This is a genomic window from Gluconacetobacter entanii, from assembly GCF_003206495.1.
Taxonomy (GTDB): Bacteria; Pseudomonadota; Alphaproteobacteria; order Acetobacterales; family Acetobacteraceae; genus Novacetimonas; species Novacetimonas entanii.
This window is the reverse complement of record NZ_NKUF01000040.1, coordinates 1-24430: the sequence shown is the minus strand read 5'-3', so window position 1 is coordinate 24430 and position 24430 is coordinate 1. Positions and strand designations below refer to the sequence as shown.

17 protein-coding genes are annotated in these 24430 nt (G+C 62.9%); 10 read left to right on the top strand and 7 right to left on the bottom strand.

Features of this window, described 5'->3' with window-relative positions; translation table 11 throughout:
- Window positions 1–423 precede the first annotated feature (423 nt).
- The 9 genes from CFR72_RS13350 to CFR72_RS13310 all read left to right on the top strand — a co-directional run bounded on the left by CFR72_RS13350 (window position 424) and on the right by CFR72_RS13310 (window position 11838).
- On the top strand, window positions 424–1398 hold the full coding sequence (locus tag CFR72_RS13350; protein WP_110914400.1) for an alpha/beta hydrolase: 975 nt from the start codon (window positions 424–426) through the stop codon (window positions 1396–1398).
- A 171-nt stretch (window positions 1399–1569) separates the two neighbouring features.
- On the top strand, window positions 1570–4011 hold the full coding sequence (locus tag CFR72_RS13345; RefSeq protein ID WP_110914397.1) for a TonB-dependent receptor: 2442 nt from the start codon (window positions 1570–1572) through the stop codon (window positions 4009–4011).
- A gap of 32 nt (window positions 4012–4043) precedes the next feature.
- On the top strand, window positions 4044–5165 hold the full coding sequence (locus tag CFR72_RS13340; RefSeq protein WP_110914396.1) for a class II histone deacetylase: 1122 nt from the start codon (window positions 4044–4046) through the stop codon (window positions 5163–5165).
- On the top strand, window positions 5162–6451 hold the full coding sequence (locus tag CFR72_RS13335; protein WP_110914395.1) for an aspartate aminotransferase family protein: 1290 nt from the start codon (window positions 5162–5164) through the stop codon (window positions 6449–6451). Before CFR72_RS13340 ends, CFR72_RS13335 begins: the two co-directional genes overlap by 4 nt.
- The gene (locus CFR72_RS13330; protein WP_110914394.1) at window positions 6448–7500 is read left to right on the top strand and encodes a phosphotransferase enzyme family protein; all 1053 of its coding nucleotides are present in this window, start codon (window positions 6448–6450) and stop codon (window positions 7498–7500) included. The genes CFR72_RS13335 and CFR72_RS13330 overlap by 4 nt, the downstream gene beginning before the upstream one ends.
- Window positions 7501–7512: 12 nt before the next feature.
- Window positions 7513–8673 (top strand): MFS transporter, encoded by a 1161-nt coding sequence (locus tag CFR72_RS13325; protein ID WP_110914393.1) that lies wholly within the window; start codon window positions 7513–7515, stop codon window positions 8671–8673.
- Window positions 8674–8794: 121 nt separating this feature from the next.
- Entirely contained in the window at window positions 8795–9925 is a 1131-nt protein-coding gene (locus tag CFR72_RS13320) for an AraC family transcriptional regulator (RefSeq protein ID WP_167400394.1), read from the top strand.
- A 97-nt stretch (window positions 9926–10022) separates the two neighbouring features.
- The gene (locus CFR72_RS13315; protein WP_110914391.1) at window positions 10023–10352 is read left to right on the top strand and encodes a hypothetical protein; all 330 of its coding nucleotides are present in this window, start codon (window positions 10023–10025) and stop codon (window positions 10350–10352) included.
- Between the two features lie 34 nt (window positions 10353–10386).
- A complete protein-coding gene (locus CFR72_RS13310) occupies window positions 10387–11838 on the top strand; it encodes a sulfatase family protein (RefSeq protein WP_110914390.1) in 1452 nt (483 codons plus the stop codon).
- A gap of 145 nt (window positions 11839–11983) precedes the next feature.
- On the opposite strand, the gene CFR72_RS13305 is transcribed toward CFR72_RS13310, so the two are convergent.
- The 7 genes from CFR72_RS13305 to CFR72_RS13275 all read right to left on the bottom strand — a co-directional run bounded on the left by CFR72_RS13305 (window position 11984) and on the right by CFR72_RS13275 (window position 23721).
- Window positions 11984–14092 (bottom strand): S9 family peptidase, encoded by a 2109-nt coding sequence (locus CFR72_RS13305; protein WP_233044760.1) that lies wholly within the window; start codon window positions 14090–14092, stop codon window positions 11984–11986.
- The gene (locus tag CFR72_RS13300; protein WP_110914389.1) at window positions 14092–15378 is read right to left on the bottom strand and encodes a serine hydrolase domain-containing protein; all 1287 of its coding nucleotides are present in this window, start codon (window positions 15376–15378) and stop codon (window positions 14092–14094) included. The genes CFR72_RS13305 and CFR72_RS13300 overlap by 1 nt, the downstream gene beginning before the upstream one ends.
- Window positions 15375–17783, bottom strand: a complete 2409-nt coding sequence (locus CFR72_RS13295) for a penicillin acylase family protein (protein WP_110914388.1) — start codon at window positions 17781–17783, stop codon at window positions 15375–15377. The genes CFR72_RS13300 and CFR72_RS13295 overlap by 4 nt, the downstream gene beginning before the upstream one ends.
- Before the next feature lie 12 nt (window positions 17784–17795).
- Complete coding sequence (locus CFR72_RS13290; protein WP_110914387.1) at window positions 17796–19025, bottom strand: FAD-dependent oxidoreductase; 1230 nt, start codon at window positions 19023–19025, stop codon at window positions 17796–17798.
- Window positions 19026–19157: 132 nt separating this feature from the next.
- Window positions 19158–20918: an ABC transporter ATP-binding protein/permease gene (locus CFR72_RS13285; RefSeq protein ID WP_110914386.1), complete on the bottom strand. Its 1761-nt coding sequence runs from the start codon at window positions 20916–20918 to the stop codon at window positions 19158–19160.
- Window positions 20905–23136 (bottom strand): TonB-dependent siderophore receptor, encoded by a 2232-nt coding sequence (locus tag CFR72_RS13280; RefSeq protein WP_244182303.1) that lies wholly within the window; start codon window positions 23134–23136, stop codon window positions 20905–20907. Before CFR72_RS13280 ends, CFR72_RS13285 begins: the two co-directional genes overlap by 14 nt.
- A gap of 129 nt (window positions 23137–23265) precedes the next feature.
- Window positions 23266–23721, bottom strand: a complete 456-nt coding sequence (locus CFR72_RS13275; RefSeq protein WP_408869982.1) for a DUF2946 domain-containing protein — start codon at window positions 23719–23721, stop codon at window positions 23266–23268.
- 238 nt (window positions 23722–23959) lie between these two features.
- On the opposite strand from CFR72_RS13275, the gene CFR72_RS13270 reads away from it, so the two are divergent.
- The gene (locus CFR72_RS13270; RefSeq protein WP_208630051.1) at window positions 23960–24355 is read left to right on the top strand and encodes a serine hydrolase; all 396 of its coding nucleotides are present in this window, start codon (window positions 23960–23962) and stop codon (window positions 24353–24355) included.
- Window positions 24356–24430 lie beyond the last annotated feature (75 nt).

Sequence of the window (24430 nt, the reverse complement as noted above, 5' to 3'; positions counted from 1 at the left end):
GCAATACCAGTCCATGTCACCATTCACTCCATCTCTTCGCAAAGACGGATGAATCACAACAGGCTGGTATTGTTCAAAAACTTTCGGATCGGGCTCTTACATAATCATGAAGGTTCATAAGGTCATAGGGTGCGGGTATGCGCAGTTGTCGTGCCAGTTCCGACAGGACGGGCGAAGGTGGCGCCTCGTTTTCGAGGTAGCTGAGCAGGGGCTGGAATTTCAGCGCCCGGACAAAGGGGCGTGCGCTTCCCCTGTGGGAAGGCCCCCCGGCGGGAGGCTGCCTGTCCCGTCTGTCGGATCGGTTATGCACCGGCCTGTTTCCCTGTCGTAATCGGTCAAAAACAAGTCATGCCTGACCTTGTGAGGCAGCATATCGTGTCCGTTATGGTATCGGAACAACAATATTCATGGGAAAATATCCGGATGAGCACATATTCGTTGGTCGATCCAGAATTGCTGCCTCTCCTGACACGCTTCCCCGCCGAGGACATGAGCGAGGCAACCCTCATTCAGGCCAGGCAGCAGTTCGTCGGGATAGCGGCCGCCCAGTGCGCGCAGTCAGAACATGATACCCTTGTGACAAAACATGAAATCCATGTCACCGGTTGCGATGGCAACACGATCCGTGCGGTGGTCTATGCCCCCGTGGGGGGACGGGCACGCAAACCGCTGCTCCTGCACTGCCATGGCGGTGGATATATGGTGGGCCTGCCGGAAATGAGCGAACTGCGAAATCGCGAATACAGCCATAAATACGATATCGTTGTGATTTCAGTCGATTATCGGCTTGCTCCCGAAACGCCTTTTCCATGGGGGATCGAGGATTGCTATGCGGTGCTGCGGCATGCCGTGAGCCATGCCGGGCAGTTTGGCATTGATCCCGAATGTGTGGGGGTGTGTGGTGAAAGCGCGGGGGGCGGCCTGTCCGCGTCCCTCGCGCTGCTGGTCCGCGACCGGCAGGAAATGTCTCTGGCGTTCCAGATGCTGTTCTGCCCCATGCTGGATGACAGGACGGCGACGACCTCGGACCCGTCGCCCATGACGGGGGAATTTATCTGGACGCGCGCATCCAACCGTTTTGGATGGTCCTGCCTGCTGCCCCATGCGCCGGGCGGCAATGCCACCTCGCCCTATGCCGCCGCCGCGCGTGCGCGCTCGCTTGCCGGACTGGCGCCGGCATTCATGGCGATCGGGGCGCTGGACCTGTTCGTGGAGGAAACGACATCCTATGCGATGCGGTTGATACAGGCTGGCGTGCCGGTGGAACTGCATGTCTATCCCGGGGCCATGCATGCGTTTGAGATCCTTGGGGAATCAAGAATCTCCTGTCTGGCAAACGATATTGCCGGAAATGCCCTTGGGCGGTTTACCGACCGCCGTGGCGTGGCGGCAGGATGAGTGACGTATTCTAACGATATTTTGGCGCAAAATATCGTATCAATTACGAAATGACATGTTAAGTATATACATGACGAAATAGTTGCCATGTCTTGTTTGGCTGCTTTAGTTGCGGAATTTAATAAAAATCATGTTCCACATATAAAACAACGTAATATCTGGAGTATCCTGATGTCTTCGATCATTGCGTCTCGGACTTTGTTACTGGCTTCATCCGCCATGCTGTTCGTCGGGACTGAAGGAGCATGGGCAAAGGCTACTGGGAAAACTTCCGTCACGGGGCAGTCCAGCAAGACCGCTTCCCGCGCCGCGTCCCACCAGATGGCCCGGCCCGAAACCGGGGGCGTCAATGCCAGCCAGAGCCAGGCCGAACATATTTCCGTCACGGGCGGGATGTCATCGGCCAACGGGCGGATCAATACCACGCCGGGGGGCGGCATGATGATCGTGCAGGACGCCCCGAAGGCCCGCAGTGGCGTTTCAAAGGACTACATCGCCAAGCAGGCCCCGATGTCCAGCGCACAGAGCCTGGTCGCCGCGATGCCGGGTGTCGCCTATGCACGGACCGACCCGTTCGGGCTGAGCAGTGCGAGCATGACCATCCGTGGCCTGGACCAGACGGAAATCGGCTATCTGGTGGAAGGCATTCCACTGATGGACAGTATCTACCTGCAGCCGGACGCCAGTGTATCGCCCGACACCGAAAACCTTTCCTCCGTCCAGTTGAGCCAGGGATCGCCCGACATGTCGTCGCCTGCGTACTGGTCGGTCGGTGGCCAGATCGATGCGACACTGCGCGACCCTTCGCGCAAGGCCGGGGGATATGTCAGTTCCAGCTATGGGTCGTGGAAAAGCAAGCGTGAGTTCATACGCCTCGACAGTGGGGAAATCGGACATACCGGAATCCGTGTGTTTGGTTCATATTCCTACACATTTGGCGATAACTGGTTTGGGCCCGGTTCGTATGATCGCCATCATGTCGATGCAAAGGCGATCAAGGAATGGGGACATGGCAACAGTGTCGGCCTGACCCTGTTCTGGGGACAGTACCAGTCGTACCAGAGCGGGACGTCGCTGACATTGCAGGACTGGCGCGAGCACGGGACTTCGGCGCTGTATTACAGTCCCACCTACACGCCGGGTTCAGCCAATTTCTATGGCCTGCAGCGCCAGAACCTGTCCACATGGTCGCTGATTGCACCGATGAAGTTCAATCTTGGCCATCAGGTGAAGCTGAATGTGCGTCCCTATTTCATCGACTGGGGGGCATATCACAATTATGGTGAATCCATCCCGCAGGATGGTGCCTATTTCGGCACGGAACCGGTGGGGCACATCAATACCCCCTATGCCGTCAATGGCTCGATCGTGACCGAAGCCATCGACCCCCTGTTCGAACATACGCTGGGTCTGACAAGCGATGTCAGTTGGACGCGGGGACATAATACCCTGCGCCTGGGGGATATGTACGCCTATCTCGACATGACGGAACAGATGGGGTTCGCGATTGCGGGGCCGCACGGTTTCCCGGCCAATGCCTGGGGCAGCACCGACATCATGACCCCGTATGGACAGTTGTCGGGATGGAACATTGCCTTTCGCCAGCAGACCAACAGCATCTGGCTTGATGATACGTACCGCGCCCTCGATGACCGCCTGACCCTTATGGTGGGCTTCAAGGAAGTCATGATAAGCCGTGTCGTGACCAACGATATTCCGGGGGCAAGCACCTACAAGAACGGGGGAAGCTATGCCGAACCCCTGCCGCAGGCCGCGATCAGTTACCGCATCACCCCGCATGACCAGATCTATGTCAACGGCACGACAAGTTTCAAGGCACCCGGAAAATCCGAAGCCTATATCGATATCTATGACCCGAACGCCAAGGGACTGATTGTGCAGGGGCATCCCCCCAATGAACGGGCCGAATACGCGATTGGCGAGGAAATCGGGTATCGCCATACCGGCCTGTTCAATGTCTCGGCCGCGCTGTTCAACTACAACATGACCAATCATCAGGTCGGATCGCAATCCTACGTGGACGGGACCTATGTTTCCGCGACAATCAATGTTGGTGGCGAAACATTGCGTGGCGCGCAGCTCGAACTGAGCATGCGTCCATGGCACCATTTCAGCCCTTATCTTTCGGGGTCCTACATCCATGCCACATTTGACAATAATTACCCCGTCTATGCAGCAGGACAGCCGACGCAATACCTGCCGACGGCGGGAAAGACTGCGGTCAATACGCCAACATTCACTGCGGCGGCGGGACTTGCCTATGATGACGGGACGTATTTCGGCAACTTCAACCTCAATTATGTCGGCCGTCGCTATACGACCTTCATGAATGACGAAAGTGTCCCTGGCTATATCTGGACATCGATTACCGTTGGCTATCGCATGCATAATGTCTGGCGACTGAAGCGGCCGCAGTTGCAGCTTAATTTCCAGAACATTGGCAACAACATATATTTTGCGGATGCCAGTGGCGTGACGTCCAATGCACATGCACAGCGGAGCATGAGTGGCACAACCGTCAGTGGTACCGCACCACAATACACCATGGGCGGGGGATTCGCCCTGATCGGCACGATTTCGACCGGGTTCTAGATGTATTGTTACGATAAGGAAAGGAACGGCACATGAAGCGGACTGGTTTCTTCACGGATGAGCGGTGTTTCTGGCATGTGACCAAACCGCATATCGGTCCCCTGGCGATTGGCGGATGGGTGCAGCCTTCCGCCGGGTCGGGCACGGCGGAATCCCCGGACAGCAAGCGGCGCCTGAAGAATCTTGTCAATTTTTCCGGCCTTTCGGGTCGCCTGCAAAATCGCGGCGCCCGGGCCGCGACCAGGGAGGACCTGCTGCGGGTCCATCCGGCCTCCTATCTTGAACGTTTCAGGGCGATGAGCGAGGCCGACGGTGGCGAATTCGCCGCCGATACCCAGGCGAGTTTCAGCAAGGGCAGCTATGATTTCGCGTGTGTCTCATCGGGACTGGCGATTGCCGCCGTCGATGCCGTCATGCGTGGCGAACTGGATAACGCCTATGCGCTGTGCCGTCCCCCGGGGCATCACTGCCTTCCTGACATGCCGATGGGGTTCTGCTTCCTTGCGAATATTCCCATTGCGATCAGGGCGGCGCAGGCGGCGCATGGCCTCCGTCGTGTCGCGGTGGTGGATTGGGACGTGCACCACGGCAACGGGACCGAGGCGATTTTCTATGACTCTGCCGATGTGCTGACCATCTCCATCCATCAGGAAAACTGCTATCCGCCCGGCAGTGGCGGGGTGGAGCGACGCGGTGAAGGGGCCGGCGAAGGCCATAACCTCAATGTCCCGCTGCTGCCCGGCGGAGGGCACGAGGCCTATGTCGGGGCGATGGAGCGGATCGTGATGCCCGCGCTCCTGCGCTACCAGCCGGAACTGATCATCATCGCCTGCGGGTATGATGCGGGGGCGTTCGATCCGCTGGCGCGCATGATGCTGGGCAGCAATACATACCGCTACCTTATCGGCTGCATGATGAAGATTGCAGATGCCTGTTGCGGCGGCCGCTTGGTCGCCATGCATGAGGGCGGATATTCCGAAGCCTATGTCCCGTTCTGTGGCCATGCGCTGCTGGAAACGCTGGCGGATACCACCAGCGACGTGGTCGATCCCGTCGCGCCCTTTATCGCGATGCAGCAGCCTGGCGCACGCTTCGTCGCATTCCAGAACATGCTTCTTGATGAACAGGCGCAGGCAGCGGGGCTGAAGACATGACAGTAACGCTGTCCGCGGCGGATCAGGCGCTTCTTGTCCGCCGCAGGCGTGTCCTTGGTGCGCATGCCCCCCTCTTTTACGATACGCCCCTGCATATCGTGCGCGGGCAGGGGGTCTGGCTGGAGGATGCCGATGGTCGCCGGTATCTGGATGTCTACAACAATGTCGCGCATGTCGGTCATGCCCATCCCCGGGTGGTCGCGGCCATTGCGGAACAGGCGGCGACACTGAACACGCATACCCGTTACCTGCACGAACGTGTGGTCGAGTATGCGGAGCAACTGCTTGCAACGGTCGATGCCCCCCTGTCAGTGGCCCAGTTCTGCTGCACCGGGACGGAGGCCAACGAACTCGCCCTGCGCATGGCCCGCTTCGGCAGCGGCAGCCAGGGGGTCATCGTCAGCGATTTCAGTTATCACGGCAATTCGGCGACGCTGGCGGCGCTGACGACCGGCCTGCCCGCGCCGGAAAGCCTTGCGCCATGGGTGCGGACATTACGGATCCCCGATACGGTGGGTGTTCCTCAGGAACGGCATGCAGCGATTCTGGATCAGGCGCTTGCGGAACTTGATGCCGCGATCGCCTCACTGCAGGACGCGGGATACGGTGTCGCCGCCCTGCTGGTGGATACCATCTTTTCAACAGAGGGGCTGGTCGAACCGCCTTCGGGCTATCTCCGTGGCGTGGCGCAGAGAATCCGGGCCGCCGGTGGCTATGTGATCGGTGATGAGGTCCAGCCGGGGTTCGGGCGCATGGGGGATGCCATGTGGGGGTATCATTCCCATGGCATCGTGCCGGATTTCATGACCATGGGGAAACCGATGGCCAATGGCCATCCGGTGGCCGGTGTCATTACCCGGGGGGATATCCTTGAAGATTTCGGGGAGCACGCGCTTTATTTCAATACTTTTGGCGGCAATCCCGTCTCCGCCGCCGCAGGACTGGCGGTACTGGACGTCATACGTGACGGGGGGCTGCTTGAACATAGCCGCATGATGGGGGCGAATATCCGCTCCGGGCTTGGGGACATGGCGCGGCGGCATCCGGCCATCGGCAGCGTGCGGGGACGTGGCCTGTTCTTCGGTCTGGAAATTGTCCGGCCTGATGGGACGCCCGATGCCGCGCGGACGCGACGCATCGTGAACCGCATGCGGGAGGAAGGCGTGCTGCTGAGCCGGACGGGACGGGATGATAACGTGCTGAAGATGCGGCCGGCGCTGGTCTTTGACCAGGCCTGCGCGGATCTGCTGCTCGAGACGCTCGATCAGGTTGTGGGAGAGGAATGATGGCCGTGCCCGTGCCTGATTTCTATACGGCCTCGGTCGCGGAGCAATCGCATCGGTTGCGGGACATGGCATGTCGCGCCGCCGTGCTGTGGCCCGGACGCTGGCAGGTGGATCGGCTGCTGAAATATCGCGAAAATGCGGTATTCGCCCTGTCATCGGCCACGGATGGACGCGTGGTGCTGCGTATACATCGCCCGGGATACCATCAGGTCGCGGCCCTGAAGTCGGAACTGGTCTGGATGCAGGCCCTGTCGGAAGCGGGATTCTGCGTCCCGGTGCTGCGCACGGGGCACGATGGCGGGGTGCTTCAGGTGGTGGAGGCCCCCGGGATCCCCGAGCCACGCTTCGTTGACATGCAGGACCACATGCCCGGCGTGCCGGTCAGCGAAGTGACCGATATCCGCACCCTGGAAAAGATATATGTGGATGTCGGGCGCCAGCTTGCGGCGATGCATGCGCATTCGATGCGTTGGGTCGCGCCGGAGGGGTTCCATCGCCCGTCGTGGGATAGTGATGGGCTGATCGGCCAAAGCCCCCTGTGGGGCGATTTCCGGCAACTGCCCGCACTCAGCGGTAATGACGCCCGGCGCGTGGCCGAGGCCGTGGCGCAGGCCGAAAGGGACCTTCGGGAATTTGGGGACGGGCGCGACAGGTTCGGGATGATCCATGCGGACGGCATTGCGGACAATATCCTTTATGATCCGCATGCAGGCCCCCGGCTGATCGATTTTGACGACTGCGGTCATGGCTGGTTTCTGTTCGATCTTGCAACGTGTCTGTTTTTTCATGAAGATCATCCCGGATACCCGGTTATTTCGGAGTCATTTCTTGGGTCCTACGCACAGGCGGGAAAGCTGGATGCCCCCATGCGCAGGGCCATGCCGTTATTCATGTTTCTTCGTGCCCTGACCTATCTGGGGTGGGTGCATACCCGGGCAGAGACCGTGACCGCCCGTGAAATGACATCATTTTTCGTGGAACGCGCTGCCCGTCTGGCAGACAGTTATCTGAAAGGTCGGCCGACATCGTTCGGCGCCGGCATATCCTGACAGGAGAAAGCAATGACCCGCGTCACGCCTGCTGTCCCGTCTCTCCAGATTGCCGCGATTGTCGCCCTGTCCGCGGTGGGTGCGATCATGCCCCTTGGCGCACCGGCCATGGCAGGCGTGCTGATGAAGGATTTCAACCTGTCACCGGTACAGACAGGGACATATTTCACCATAGAACTCGGGTGCGGAAGCCTTGCAAGCCTGCCGGCCCTGTGGTGGCTGCCGCGTGTCTCGATGCGCCGGGCGCTTTATGCGGCAGTCGTGCTCTATATCCTTGCCAATGTCGCGTCGTACATGACGCATGATTACCATGTGCTGCTGCTCTGCCGGGCGATCGGTTCCCTTGGCATGGGGACAATCATGGTGCTGACCATGACGCTGGCGGGACATATGGCCCGCAAGGAATTCGTGTTCGGCCTGTGGGTATCGGGCCAACTGCTGCTCAGCGCCATCGTGATCATGCTGTTTCCGTGGCTGGACGTGCATGGAGGGATCGGGGCGATTTACCTTTCCGTTGCGTTCCTGATGCTGCTTGCCGGACTGCTGGCGCCCGCCTTTCCCGATATCCCGGTGCCGGAACGCACGAAACCGACGACGATATTGCAGGCAGGATCGCGCACCGGATCGGTCATGCGGATCATGGGGGTCCTGCTTTTCTATCTTGCGATTGGCGGGATATGGACCTTCATGGAACGGATCGGGGCGCAGGCCAACCCGAACCCGGTGGGGGTTGACGCGGCGCTGGCCATTGCCGCCCTGTTCGGGATTGCCGGGGGCATGACGGCATCATTCGCCAGCATGCGCCTCAAGGGGGCGGGCCGCCTGATGCTGGGTGGCTACGCCGTGCTGGCGGTCTCTCTGTGCATGCTGCTCAACGCCCCGGCATCCGCACGTTTTGTCATGGCGGCCGTACTGTTCAAGTTCGCATGGACATTTACGGTGCCCTTTGTCCTTGGGCGGGTGGCGCAGGCCAATGCGTCACGCCTCACCATGGCGCTTGTCAATCTGACGATTGGCGGGGGATTTGCGTTTGGCCCCCCAATTTCCGGTTATGTCATCGAGGCCGCAGGCATGACCCCGCTTCTGCTGCTGGCCGGTGCGGCGCTGATCGTCTCGTTCCTCTTCATCTGTAATCCGGCGATGCAGGGGCGCAGGCAGGAGTACACGGCCTAGTTCCCTGGACTTCCCTGAAAGATGGAAAGGCGATGGCACGATGATTTCACCAGGCAAAGGACATGTGGTGCGAAGGAGGGGACGTCCCGCGGCGCAACCCGTACCGGCAAAGGCGGGGCATATGCCTGCTGGTCGCCTGCCGTCGGGCCTTCGCCGTTCGGACATGCAGTTCATCCGTGCCTCCGTCCTGACACCCATTTTGAACTATCTGCGCAATGAGGAGGAAATACTTCAGCGTGTAATGCTCCGTCACTTCAATTCGGATGTGAAATGCATTGATTCCTATGACCTCATACCGCTTCATACCTATGTCAGGTTTCTGGAGGGCATCGCGAAGGAACTGAAGACCGAACATTTCGGCCTGAAAATGGGACAGTCATCGGAGGCGGAGGAAATCCTTGGCCCGGTCGGCCTGCTGTTCAGCAGGGCGCCGACACTGCGTGTCGCGTTCAGGCAGATGATGCGCTACATCAACACATGGCAGACCGCGACGCATACCGCGCTGATCTGTGAAAATGAATATGCCGCCATGGAATACCAGATCGTGGACCGCACGATCTGGCCACGCAGGCAGGATGCGGAGTTCAGCATTTCCGCAACCTGCAAGATCATCCGTGACATGATGCAGCATCAGTGGCGGCCGGTGGAGATCTGTTTCGAGCATGCGCCGCCGGAAAACCCGAAAATCTGGCATGACATCCTGCGATGCCCCGTAAGGTTCAATCAGGGAAGCAATCGCATCGTCTTCTGGGCCGCCGACCTTGATCGCAGGATCCGTGGGCATGATCCGGGGTTCCTGAAATACATGGAACGCCACGCCGAAGATCTCGTGATCGGGCAGAACCGCAACTCCGTCGTTGAGCAGGTGGAATGGTATGTCGAACAGCACCTGTCGAGCGAAGACCTCAGCATCGTAAGCATTGCGCGCGCCTTTGGCCTTTCGGTCCGTTCGCTGCAAAGGCGCATGGCGGACAGTGGCGTCAACATGCGTGAACTGATCAAGGGCAAACGCCTGACGATGGCTGCGACGCTGATCCTGAATGGTGACATGCCCTTCAGTTCCGTGGCGCAGATCGTGGGCTACAGCGATTCAACAACCTTATGGCGTGCCTTTCGCGCCTGGAGCGGCGTCTGCCCAAGCGCCTTCACCGTTGCGGACATGGAGCGTCTGCAGGGGGAGGCTGAGGCGCATGGGTCCATGCATGGGGATATAACCTATGAAGAAAATATTTCTCCCGATACGAATTTTTGATGATCACGGCAGGAAGGTTTTCGAAAATTCCCTGTTCTGCCTGATGATCTGCGATGTTTTTGTATCCACCATCATGTTGATGGAAACTGTCTCGTGCATGGCGGGCATGGATGACATGGATGGCATGGACATGGGGGAAACCGCCGCGGCCGACTGGATATCCCCATTCCTGCAGATGAAGTTGACCTATGCCGCCATGCTCGTCGTGGGGATGCTGGCCTTGAGCATCGGCATCAGGACAGGGCGGACCGGATGCGCCATCAGGATCCTGACGCATCTGAGCGGAATGGTCGTGCTGATGCTCCTTGGCGCGCTTCTTGTCGCCCCTGTGCTGGGACTGTCCTCGATGGTCGCCATGTGGCTGACGATGGCCTGCGGCATGGCGCTGTCCTACGCCATTATGGTTGGCAGACAGTGCAGATCGTGAAATCCATTCCTGTCTGTCAGGACGTGAGGTCTGCATGACATCCGGATCAGATACGCGCATGTCACGGCGCACCGTGACGCAGGCGGCCTGTGCATGGATCGGCCTGAACATGGCTGGCGGTGGCAGGGCAGGGGCGGCTTCGGTTTCGCCGCGACCGAACATTGTCTTCATAATGGCGGATGACATGGGCTATGCCGATGCTGGCTGTTATGGCAATCCTGTGATCCGTACCACCGCGATCGACCGGCTTGCGGCCGGAGGTGTCATGCTGACGCGGGCCTATGCCAATTCAGCCGTCTGTTCGGCGACACGCACCGCCCTCATGACGGGACGGTATCAGGATCGTCTGGCCTGCGGTCTGGAAGAACCGATCGCCACCTATGACATCGGCCTGCCACCCGGTGAACCCACATGGATCAGGCAACTGGCTGCTGCGGGATACTGGACGGCGCTGGTTGGCAAATGGCATCTGGGTGGCCTGCCGCATTATGGCCCGCGAAAAAGTGGCTACAGGCATTTCTATGGTATTTCCGGTGGGGCGGCCGATTATTTCACCCATCAATTGATCCCTGGGACAGACCAGTTTTATCAGGACGAGGCCCGTATCCATGACAAAGGATACCTGACGACGCTGCTTGGTAATCATACGCTTTCCCTGATTGCCGCACGCGCGCGCGATCAGCAGCCTTTTGCCATCAGCCTGCATTTCAATGCCCCGCACTGGCCATGGGAAGGGCAACAGGACGAGGCCGAGTCACGACGGCTTGCGCATGCCAGCAGGGAGGCGTCAGGCGGCCTTGCCGATTACGATGGCGGCAGTCTGGAGACGTATGCGGCGATGGTCGGGGCGATGGACAGCCAGATCGGGCGTGTGCTCGATGCGCTGGAACATCATGGGATGGCCGACAATACCATAGTTGTCTTTACAAGTGACAATGGGGGGGAACGATACGCCGATACCTATCCCTTCACGGGCATGAAGACGGAACTTATGGAAGGGGGACTTCGCGTGCCCGCCATCATACGCTGGCCCGCGCGCCTGCCGCCCCGGCGCGAGGATGAACAGGTCGTTGTGACGATGGACTGGGTGCCGACCCTGCTGGCGGCGGCGGGAACGGCCATGCCTGCGGATTACCCACCCGATGGGCAGGATCTTATGGCGCAGATGGCAGGGCAGGCCGCAGCGGTCCCGCGCAACCTGTTCTGGCGGTATCATGCGCAGCAACAGCGCGCGCATCTGCAGGGTGATTACAAATATCTGGAAATTCGCGGCAATGAATATCTGTTCAATGTCCGCCATGACCCGAAAGAACGGGCAAACCTGAAGCAGCGCGACCCGGAGCGTTTTGAACGGATGCGCGCGCAATGGCTGGCATGGAACCGTACGATGCTGCCATTTACCCCGGGTAACTACACCGGCAGTCCGCATGGCCGCTATTATGTCGATCATTATGGGCTGGAAGATGACGGACTGGGCACGGGCTAGGGGCGTATCCCCGAAAAGCCCTGTCCCTGTTCCCGGAGGCCGGTCGCGATCCCGCCCCGAACCGGGGCAGGACGCCACAGGCGCCTGTCATGCGCCCTGATCCATGAGGGCGGCAGGCCCGGTGTCCCCGGGCCTGCCATGTGGTTTACGGTTTTGACGGTGTCATCAGGGTCTGCGCGAAAAAGTGCGTCATCCACAGATATCCCTGCAACCAGTCCTGGGTGCGCAGGAAGGCATGGCGTTCACCGGGGAAGACGTGGTCCTCGTAAGGGACACCCTGCGCGGTCAGCATGCGTGCCAGCAGCGTGGACTGTTCGAACTCCACATTACGGTCATCATCGCCATGCACCAGCAGGACGGGCGCGCGCCAGTGCCCGATATCCGCGATGGGGGAAGACCGCCATTCCTGTTCGTGTGCGTCACGGTTCTGCTGCGGTGACAGGCCCGGATGGTCGGGTTCGGTCATGTCGTGGACACCGTGGAAATCCACCCCGGCGGCAAAGATGTCGCTGTTGCGCGCCAGCGCCAGTCCCGTCAGGTATCCGCCCCAACTGCCGCCCCAGATCCCGATCCTGTGGACATCCACATCGTCGCGTTTCTGCAGGTAGGCCGCTGCCGCCTGCACGTCGCGATATTCGCTGGCCCCGGCGCGCCCGGTTTCCGGCGCATTGCGGAAGGCCTCGCCATAGCCCGAACCGCTGCGGTAATTCACCGACAGCACCACATATCCCTGTGACGCCAGCGTCTGGTTCATCAGGTAGGCATTGGAATAATACCCCATCGCGTTGAACGCAGGCAGCATCTGGCGTTCCGGGCCCCCATGGACAAACAGCAGCGCCGGATGCCGGTGGGCCGTATCATCGGGTGGCGTGAAAAGCTGTCCATGCAGGTCAAGCCCGTCGGCACTGCGGAAACGCACGCTCTGCGGCGTGACGAAGGAGATGCCCGACGGCAGCGCGGGTGTGACGGGGGTCATGGCCTGCCCGTTTTCCAGGACAACGGGATGCGCCGTCTGTGTCACGCCGGTCGCCATGACGGCAATGCCGGGACCCGCCGTGACAAGGGTGGAGATCTCGTCATTGCCCGGCGTCAGCGCGACGGCGTCCCCACCGCCCGCGACGGGCCGCGACCAGGCCCGCCATTGGTCCAGGTCGCCGGAGTTGGAAGTATAGAACAGGGTTTTTCCATCCTGCGACAACTGGTAGGCCGAAACTTCCGCACCGTCGGGTGTCAGGCATTCCGGCTCACCCTGCCTTGTCATCGGCAGGGCGCAGATGCGCATCCATCCGCTGCCTTCCCACGGGAACAGCAGCCTGCCATCGGCCGCCCAGTACGGGACGGAGCCTTCTGGCGCCGCGAACCGCGATCCCTTGCCCGCCGGCGCGGTCCAGACGGTATGTTCCGTCCCGGAGTTGAGGTCATGGACATGCACGGACCAGAACCGTCCCTTCTGCGGGTCCGTCCCCAGGATCGGGTCCTGCGTGCGGAAGAACGCCACCGATTTCCCGTCGGGGGAGAAAACCGGCTGCCGGTCGTTCGACAGGCCCGGCGGGATGAAGGTCAGGCTGTTCGCCTTCGCCCCCACATCCCACAGCGCGATGACCCCATGCGACCCGCGATCGATTTCCGCCGCGATGTGCCGCCCGTCAGGTGACCAGCGCAGCCCGGTGATGGAACCCGGCGTGGTAAAGGCGGCAGCAGGCATGGCCCCCGTGCGCGCGATCATCAGCGTGCCGCCACGGCTGAAGGCCAGGACTGTCCCATCGGGGGAGAATGCGGGCGAATGGCCTTCGCCCATGACGGTATCGCGCCCCGACGGCCCGATCAGGTGGACCGTTTCCTTGCCCGCGAAGGTCGCCTGTCCCGCGTTGGGCGGCGCGTCGTTCGGATATTCGGGATCGCCGCCCTCGACAAAGGCAAGGCTGCGCCCGTCGGGCGTCAGGGCCAGGCCCCACAGGTCGGTGCCGTCATCGCGCGTGTAATGGGTGATGCGGCGCGGGGCCTGCCCATGGTCGGACACCATGATGTTGCGCACGCCCGCGCGGCGTTCCACCCATGCGATGCGCGGGGCCTGCGCCGCTCCGGCCAGCCCGTTGGCATAAGGCATCGCCAGCAGGGAGGACAGGCGTTTTTCCAGTGACGTATCACCCGGTGTCGCATCGCCGCCGGGGGCCGCCAGCGCGGAGGACGCCAGCAGCGCACTGCCCAGCAGGCCAAGGCCCGTACGGCGCAGCAGGAAGGATATGTGAGGCATCAGGGTACGGCTCCGGCAAGGGTCGTGAAAATCTGTTCCTCCACCCGTGTGAAGGAAGAATAGGCACCCGGCGTTATGGCGTCCTCATCGGGATAACCGTCCGCGGCGAACACGAACGCGTCCCCGTTGGCGGTTTCGTACCAGAACCCCGAATGCAGCCCGTAGGCATCGCCAAGATGCCCGCGCAGCCCCCCGTGGTAGCCACGATAGGGTGCGCTCGGCCGTCCGTTCGGGTCAGGCTGCCCCGTCAACTGGATCATGCCCAGCCCATAGCTGGCGATGGGATAGGGGCAGGTCCCGTCATGACAGTCATACCGCCATGTCGGCGTTTCCATCTGCTGCACACTGTGCGCGGACAGCAGACGCGTGCCGTCAAGCGTCCCGCCCTGCTGCATGAAGCGCGCCAGACGGGCAAGGCCGGCAACGGACACCCGCAGGCCGCCCTGCGGCGAAAACGCGGTACCGTTGGAGCCGACGACATAGGAGGCAAGCTGCGCAGGCGACCATCCCTTGGGCGGTTGCGTATCGACCTGCGGCACATAACCCGACGGCATGTCGCGATACAGCGTCGCCAGCCGGTCGGGATGGCGCAGTTCCGCGATGTTGTAGCCACCATCAATGCCCAGCGGCCCCAGCACATGCGCCTGCTGGTAACGGTCGAAACGCTCCCCACTGACCCGTTCGATGATGGTGCCAATCAGGCCGTAGCACAGGTTGCAGTATTCGAACCACGTCCCCGGCGGGTGCCCCGCGCCATGCGCGAAATGGTAATCCGGCTGTCCCACGCGATGGGCCGGGCCGAACAGGTCCGCCACCTTCTGCTCCGGCGGCAGGGTATAGCGGTCGGCATCCACGATGGTCGAGGTATGGTTGAGCAGCATCCGCACCGTGATCGGCTGATCCGCGAAATCCGGGTTGCGCAGGCGAAAGCCGAGATAGTCCGAGGCATCCGCATCCAGCGACACCCGCCCCCGTTCCACCAGTTCCATCAGCCCGATCGTCGTCACCAGCTTGGAGACGGAGGCAATGCGGAACAGCGTATCCGGCCCGGCCGGTACGCTGGCGTTATCGGTGCGGCGCGCAAACCCGCCGTGGTAGCTGTAGGCGACACGTCCCCTGTGCAGCCGCATGGCGACGATCGCCGCCAGCGGGCGCGACTCCCCCTGCGTCAGGATGGCGTCCATGGCCGTGTCCGTGGGGTTGGAGGCCGGTGTCGCCGCGACAGCGGGGGCGATGATCCCCAGCCCCAGCGCGCATATCGCGGCAAGGATGCCATTCTGCCTCATGGTGTGGCCCCCGGCTGCAGGCTGGTGCGCCGGACCGCTGCGGCCCGGACACGATGGGAGGAGAAGGGCAGGGGCTGCATTTTCCCCCTGAGCCAGTCAGCCATGAAATCCGCGTAATGGGGTGAGCGCGGATCGCCGCTCTGTCCGGGGAAGTTCAGAAAGACCGAATTGTCCCATTTGCCCACGTCGCAGACCATCAGGTAACTCGCCCCGCCCGTGGCGACATAGGGATCATGCCCCTTCGACAGGGGATTGTACCACCGCGCCATGACGGTATAGGAATCCCCCCCCGTGCCGGTCCGCGCGCCGCCAAGTTTGGGGAACCGCGCCGCCACGCCGGGCGCATGCGCCAGCGGGTGCTCCAGCGTGATGGTATGCAGCGTCCCCCACCGCCATGCCGCCATGACCGGACCAAGGCGTTCGCGCAGTTCCGCCTTCGCCCCGCGCAGGGCCTCCACCAGCATGGCGTCGCGCGCCCTGGCCGGGTCCGCGCCGAAACGGGCGTCGGGTGTGTGCAGCAGCGTCTTCTGCACCGTGGCGTTGATGGGACCGGGCAGCAGGTCGTGCAGGTCCGCCGGGATCAGCAGCGCATGCAGCGCGCGTTCCAGCCGCGACCACCAGACTTCGTAAAGGGCCGCCGCCGCGCTGTCGGCCTGCACCCGGCCATCCCAGCGATGCAGCAGCGCCGCCGCGTCCGCGACATCGGGCGGCACATCGCCCAGCAGCGCCACCATGTCCAGCGCAAGCTGGGAGAACGTGTCATGCTGCAACGCCGCGCAGTCCGCGATGGTCGCGCGCGGCGTCGTCTCCAGCACATGGGCGACGCGGTTGTAGCGGAAGCGGTCGCGCCATTCGAAGCTGACGCGGCGTTCCTGCGCGGGATAGCCGGGGGGCAGGTTCATTTCATTGGACGTGCCGAACCAGCCACAGGCGGGATTGAAGGTCGAGGGCAGCATCTCCAGCGGCTGCAATCCCTTCCAGTCGTAGCGCCCGTCGCCCGGCACCGGCAGCAGCCCGTCATGTCCGTCCACGCGCGACGGCAGCCCGCCCGCCGCCTGCCAGCCGATATTGCCCGCCGTGTCGGCATAGGTGAAGTTGGTCGGACTGGTATGGACGCGCAGCGCCTTGCGGAAGCTGTCCCAGTCATGGGCAAGGTTCAGGCCGATATTGACCAGAAGCCCGTTCGCCCCCGGATACAGCCATGTCGCGCTGACCGCCGTTGCGCGGCGGCGCGCGGGGTCGGCGGACACGACCGGCCCCTGCGCCGCGTAGCGCAGTACGACGTTACGCCCTGCCTCCCCGCGTACCGCGATGTGGGTGGGGACGGTTTCCATCTGTTTCCATGCGCCATCATGGAAATAACGGTCGGGATGGGACGGGTGGGTGCGCAGGATGAACAGGTCTTCCTGGTCGATGTGGAAATTCGTCCGGCCAAAGGCGATGTGCGCATTGTGGCCCTGCATCACGCCGGGCATCCCCGCCGTGCCGCCGCCAATGACATCCAGGCCCGGCGCGCTGAGGTGGATGACGTAACGCGGCCCCGGCACGCCAAAGCTCAGGTGCGGGTCGTTGGCAAGGATGGGGCGCCCCGTCGCCGTGCGCGTGGGCGCGACAACCCAGGCGTTGCTGCCGGAATTGGTGCGCCGGTGTTCCGTGTCCCCTGCATCGCGCACGCGCCCCAGCGGAAGCGACGCCTGCAGCACGTCGAACAGGCCGAGGTCGGCTGCCGATACCGCATGGACATCAAGGCCGTTGGGCACGCGCAGGTCATGCGCCGGTTCCAGCGGGGTGGTCAGCGTGTCGTAGGACAGGCCCCCACGCGCGGCGAGGCGGGCGCGGCGGATTTCCGCGCGCGTGTTGCCCGTGACCTCGGCCCGCACGCGGATCAGGTCCAGCACGTCCCACGCCATCGGCGCATAGTCGAAGATCGTGAATTCGGGGGGCAGCAGGTCGGGGTTGGCCCGTACCTGCGCCAGGCGCGCGTTGATCCCCGCCACATAGGCCCGGGCGCAGTCCTGAACCTGCGCAGGGAAGCGCGCCAGTTCGGCGGCGGCATCCCCACGGAACAGGAACAGCCGGTTGGCCGTGTCGGAGGGCACGAAGTCCGGGCCGAAGACTTCGGCCAGGTGGCCCAGTGCCTGCCGGTGGCCGAAATCCAGTTCCCACAGGCGGTCGCGCGCCACAAGGTAGCCGTTGGCGAAGAATGCGTCGGCAATGCTGCCCGCGCGGACATGGGGCACGCCCCAGTGGTCCTCCAGCACGTCCACCGGGGCCGACAGCCCCTCCAGCCCCGCGACCACGGTGCGGTGGCGCGCGGCGCGTGCCGTGGGGGACAGGGCGATGAGGCCGGCAGCCGCCGCCCCGCCCAGCAGAACCTCGCGACGGCTGCACCCGATGTTGCGCATGTTGCGGTTTCCTTATGTCGCGTCGGTCAGGGAGGCGGCGGCCGTGCCGCGGATGAGGTCACGGATCCGCAGCGCCGATCCCACCGACAGCGTGAAGCCAAGTGCGCCCTGCCCGACATTGAACAGCAGGTTGGGATAGCGTGTGCGTGCGATGATCGGCACCCCGCTCGGCGTGGCCGGGCGCAGGCCCGCCCATGGCCGCGCGGTGTCATACGGCCCGGCCTGCGGCAGCGTTTCCGATGCAAGCGCACGCAGTCGCGCGATGCGGTGGGGGTTTATGCTGGCGTCACGCGCGCCGATATCGACCATTGCCGCAATGCGCAGCGCATCGCCAAGGCGGGCATAGACCACGCGGTTGTCGTAATCGGTGACGCTGACATCGGGCATGGTCCCGGCGGGGGAATTCGCCGTCAGGCTGTAGCCCTTGAGCCCGTAAAGCGGCAGGTCGAAGCCAAGCGGGCGCGCCATCTGCTGCGATCCCACGCCTGCGGCCAGCACGACAAGGTCGGTATCGTGCGCCCGGCCATCGACCATCACGTCGCACCGCCCGTTCGCGCCCGCGCCCAGGCTGGCCTGCCCGCGCAGCAGCGTAAAGGAGGGCATGGCCGTCATGGCATCACGCAGCGACAGGCAGAAGCGATAACAGTCCGCCACCTCGTCCGCGGGCGAGAAGATGCCCCCCGCAAGCTTCGGCGCAAGGGCGGCGAAGGCCGGTTCCACGCGCGCGCATTCCGTGGGGGAGAGGACCTGCTCCAGTTCCGGGTTGCTCACGCCCGCCGCCGCCTTGCGGAATTTCGCGGCGTTGCGATAGACCACCAGCTTGCCCGGCTGCCGCCACAGGAAATCCTTTAGCCCCTCACGGCGCCAGCGGCCCAGTTCATCCTGGCTGCGCAGGGCGAGTTGCAGCAGCACCCTGCTGTTGCGGGCGTTGGTGGTGCTGTTGCACGCCCGCAGGAACGCCAGCATCCAACGCCACTGGTGCGGGTCGGCGCGCAGGCGCAGCGAGATGGGGGACCCCGCCTGCAGCAGCCATGACAGGCTTTCACGCGGAACCCCCGCATCCGCCAGGGGATGGACATAACGATAGCTCAACTGCCCGCCATTGGCGAAACTGGCTTCCTCCCCCACGTCGCCATGCCGTTCGAGAAGCGTGACCGCATGCCCGTCGCGCAGCAGAGCGTAGGCCGTCGCCAGTCCCGTGACGCCGCCACCGATGACCGTAATATTGCGTTGTGCCGGCATCGACCCTAGTCCCCTGTCCTCACCATGTATTACGTGATGGTAATGTTTTCATGACGTTATTTCGACCTGAAAACCTAGGAACAGATATCTTCGCAGGCCAGAGTAAAAACGCTGCCTTCCCATAACCCATGGTTAAGGGGAGTGGGAGGCGGCATCCTGTGGACAGGTATCATGGGCGATCCGGGTGGTGACGCGCCCGCCTTCGAGCAGCAGTTCATGCGGGTAAAAGGCGCATGGCCCGTCGTGATGGCTGATGCTGATGATGGTTGTGCGTGGCAGCGCGGCAAGCAGGGCCGCATGGACGCGCCGCGTATTGTCCGCATCAAGGGCGGAGGTCGCCTCGTCCATGAAAAGCAGGACCTGGCGTTGCAGCAGCACCCGTGCGATGGCGATGCGCTGTGCCTCCCCGGGGGAGAGGATGGCGTCCCATTGCGCCGTCTCGTCAAGGCGCGCGACATGGCGGTCGAGGTTGACGGTACGCAGGACCGCCGCATACCGGGCGTCCTCATGGCTGTCCGCCGCGCGGGGATAGGCCAGCACCGCGCGCAGGCTGCCGGGCGGAAGGTAGGCGCGTTGCGGCAGGAACATGCTGTCGCCGATATCAAGGGCGATGGTGCCATGCCCATGTTCCCACAGCCCTGCGATGGCACGCAGCAGGGTGCTCTTGCCGCTGCCTGATGCACCGCGCACCAGCCAGCGTTCCCCCCCGCCGACATGGAGCGCGGGGATCTGCACAAGGCGGCCGCCATCGGGCCGGTCCAGCACAAGGTCATGGATGTCGAGGCCGGGGGCCTGCGTGTCGATGCGGGTGATGCGTGTCCGGGAAGGCTGGCGGACGGTGCGTTCGAATTCATGCAGGCGCTGCAGGACCGAACGCAGGGTGGCGAGGTCGGTATAGTTGTTCATGAACCATTGCAGGCTGCGCCGGACCTGCATGAACGCCGCGTTGATGCGCGAATATTCCCCAAACGTCAGGGCATGGGCGGCAAGCCTCGGCAGAAGCAGCACCCACAGGATGATCGACGCGGTGCCATTGAACAGGTCGCCCACGAAATTCGCCCGCCATGTATAGGTCACGACGCTGCGCCAGTTATGGGCGATAGTGCGCAGGTTGTGCGAAAGGCGCAGTTTTTCCGCGTCCTCCCCCCGGCAAAAGGCGATCTGTTCGGAATTGCGCCGCAGATCCAGCAGGTCCGCGCGCAGGTCCGCATCGAAATGCTGCTGCCGGTAATCGGCCTCCACCAGCGGACTGCCCAGTCTTTCCATGACCACCGACGCGCCAAGCGTCGCAAGCACGGTGCCCAGCAGCAGGTAGCCCGAGACATGGATGTGATGGCCAAGGCAGTTAAAGTTGATGCTGCCGCCGATGTCCCACAGCACGATGGAAAATGACAGCAACGTGGTCACGGCTTGGATGCCGTCAAGGCCCATGCGCAGGCTCAGCACCGTCATCTGCGACAGGTCATCGGAAATACGCTGGTCGGGGTTGTCGCCCGTCGCCGCGCCATGTTCCATCCGGTAATACGCGGTATCGGACAGGTACTGCCGCAGGTAGACCCGCGTGTTCCACAGGCGCCAGCGCATCGACAGCACCTGCGTCAGGTACGTCTGCAGCACATAACAGCCGCTGGAGAGGATGCAGACCCCGATATAGGCTGGCAGCAGCCACAGGCAGGTTTCCACCCGGTAGGCGAACATGGCGTCGAAGAAATGCTGGTTCCACCGGCCGAACCAGACGGCCGTGCGGACATAGACGAATGACAGCCCCACGATCGTGGCCAGCATCGCCAGCGGCACCCATTTTTCGCGTGAGCGCCAGTAGGGCAGCAGCACCGCCCAGTCGGACAGGGAATAGCGGATGGAGTGGCGGGCAGGGGGATCAGTACGTCGCACGCAGGGTCGCCATGAAGTTGCGGGGGGCGGCGGGGAAATTGAACTGCCACACGCCGCTGGCCCGTTCGTAATAATAACGGTTGGTCAGGTTATTGGCATTGATCTGCACGCGCAGGTGCCGGTTGATGACATAGCCTATGACACTGTCGATGGTCATGTACCCGCCCTGCACCGTGGTGGGATAGCCGCCGCGCAGGTTGCTGCTGGCGTCGATGCCGGCCCCGAGGCTCAGCCCCTTCAGGCGGCCTGCGGGCAGGGTGTAATGCACCCACGACTTGAACATGTGATGCGGCGAATACGCCCCCCCGAAATCCGCCGAGGACGGGTTGGAGAGTTTCGTGTCAAGGTAGGTATAGCCGATCGAGACGCTGAGGTTGGGCAGGATCTCCCCATCCATCTGCGCCTCCCATCCCTGCCGGCGGATGGGGCCGGTGGTGATGTAGAAGCCGACATGTTCGGGGTCCGACAGGGGCTGGTTGACGCTTTCCATGCGAAACAGCGCGGTCGAGACATTGAGGCGGCCGTGGAAATACTCCCCCTTGAACCCGGTCTCCACCTGGTTGCCGAGTTGTGGTGCAAGCCCGCCGCCGCGATAGCGCATGTCACCCACCGACGGGGTGAAGATGCTGGCGTAACTGGCGTACCACGACAGGTTCGGGGTGATCTGGTACACCGTGCCAAGGTAGGGCGTCAGTTGGGCATGGATATCGGACTGCGTCGCCCACGCCCCGCGTGGGGAGGGGGCGGCATCGCGTTCATGTTCGTAAAAGCGCGAGATGCGCCCGCCCAGCACCAGCGAAAGGTTCCGCACGGGTTGCAGCCGCAACTGCCCGTAAAACCCCCACTGCCAGGCATCGTCGTCGCTGCCCTCGGCCCCGCCGGAAGAGCGGGCGTAGCTGATGCTGCCGGGGGCGGGGGCCGGCACGGTGGCGGTGTTGTTGATGCTGACATTGTCATAAACGCCGCTGCCGGTAATGTCGGGATAGGCCACGTACTGGTCATATGAATTGTAATTGAAGCCGACCAGCAGGTGATGCGTGTGGTGGAACAGGCGGAACGCACCCGTGGCGTAGATATCGGCCGAGCGTGAAGAATTGGTGCCCTTCTGCGCGGAAATGCCCTGGTCCTCGTAGGTGAGCAGGCCGCTTTTCGCATCAATGGTCGTCCATGGCTCGTTATAGAGCATGTCATAGCTCTGGTCATAGAACGTCCCGCGCGCCGTCAGCGTCCAGTCCCGCCCGATCTTCTGCGACAGCGACACGGCGGTCTGCTGCGTCATGTAATTGCTGTAGCCCCATGGCTGCGACGGGTTGGCCGACCGGCCGCCATACCACAGCGTCCTGTCCGTCGTGACCGGCAGCCCGAAATAGGGCGCGGTGATGTCCTGCTGCTGCGCCGCGTGGGAGACGAGAAAGGTCGTCGTCGGCGTGATGTCCCATTCCAGCGCGCCATAGGCCTGCCATTTGCGCGAATGGGAATACTGGTAAAAATAGCGGTTGTCCTCGAACAGGTCGGCGGTGCGAAAGCGCAGCGTCCCCGAACGGTTGAGCGGGGTGCTGAGGTCGATGTCCGCACGGTAATGGTCGAAGCTGCCGATGCCTGCCGCGCCACTGAGGGCGAAGTCGCGGCCGGGCTTCTTCGTCACCTCGTTGACCACGCCGCCCGCGCCGCCCGCCCCCTGCAGCAGGCCCGCCGCGCCGCGCAGGACCTCGATCCGGTCATACATCGACAGATCGAACGTGGCGTTGTTGAGCGTGCCCGCCGCGTTGGGCGTACCATCGAGCGATGTCGTCAACTGGTAGCCGCGGGAGTAGAAATTCGAACTCGCACTTGACCCCGGCAGCACGCGGATGCCGTTCACCTGCCGCATCGCGTCAGTCATCGTCAGCATGTTGGAATCCTGCATCCGTTCCTGCGTGATGACGGAAATGGAATGCGGCACGTCCTTCAGCGCCGCGCCGGATTTGGCCCACATGTCGGTCGCGGGCACCGTATAGGACCCACGGTTGGCCCGGACCTCGATCGTCTCGGGCGCGTGCGCGGTGGCGTCGGGCCCGGGCTGTGATTTTGTGGTGGCATGGGGGGCATGCCTGCCCGTGGTGGCCACCGGCGGGGCAGGGTGGCGGGTGCGGTGCGGGACCGCACCGGCAGGGGGTGCGATCAGGCATCCGCACAGGACGATCCCTACAGGCGGGAACGCCTTGGAAAAACGCGACATGGGTTGCGATCCTGAACTGACATGAAACCAGCCAGCAGGACAGGGGCGCGATCACGTGTTTCCCGCACCATCAGGCAGGTGGGGGATGTCGCGCGGGGCGGGGCCTGTAGTCCATGCTGGCGCCAGGGTTCACGCAGCAGGGGGCGGCCCGCGGGAGGGAGGGATGCCGGGGGAAATCGCCGGTGGCGCGCGTGGCTGCCACGGGCGGACACGCGCACGCGCCCACGCCATGGGGGGCAGCGGCATGAACGGCAGCGCCGCAAGTGCGATGGCGGGCAGGTGCAGCAGCGGGCACAGCGTACACGACCCGTCATGGTCATGGTGGGCCGTGTCATGCTGGAGGCCGTGGCCGAGGGCATGGGCAACGGCATGGCCGATGGCGGCAGGGGCTTCGCCCATGGCCATCGTGGTGTCGTCGCATCCGGCCATCGGGGCGGGTGGCGCGATATCGATACCGGTCAGGCGTGCGATCGTGGCGCGCGGCATTTCCCCCGGCAGGGCGCGGCCCAGCACCAGCAGTTGCCCCACAAAGCCCAGCAACGTGCACGCGACAACCAGCCAGCGGAGGGCGGTTTGGCCTGTCACAGGGTGGGGGATGCGTGCCATGGACCGGAAAGACGTGCCTGTTTTTTCACGAATGCGCGACAATGTCGGCCACGTGGCAACGCTTGTCAAATCCGCAGGCGGGTATAATGTGTCGAACCCGGAATGGTGCAGCGGCCCGTCCGCAACGAATCTTCCGCCATGCCCGCCAGGCGGTCATGGCGTCTTCAAGCTGCATGAATGGCGCGGCCCGACAGGCCGGCTTACAAAAGGAATGGTCATGTCCGGACTCTTTGCAATCCTGCGACGCGGCGCCGTGACCGCAACCGTTGCGCTGGCCTGTGCCGCAGCCCCCGTGCAGGCCGCGACGCTGGCCGATGGCGTGGCGAAAACCGTCGCCGGGCAGCCGGGATATTTCGCCGTCTATGCCGCGATGTCGGGACAGCGCCCTCAGGTCTGCCTGAACTGCAGGGAGTACATCAACGCCGCCAGCACCATGAAGCTGTTCGTGATGGATGCGGCCTATGACATGTTCACAAAGGGTACCCTCCATCCGGAGGAGACCATCGTCGTGCATAACAGCTTCCATTCGCTGGTGGGAACGCGCAGCTTCGCGCTGGAGCAGAAGGAGGATTCCTACGACCCGCTCTATCACTACAGTTGCATTTTGTGTTGAGTTCTGAATCTATGGGTAACCATGATTCAGGATATGATGAGTGGCGGTACGTCTGTTGAAGAGACGCTGGAATTA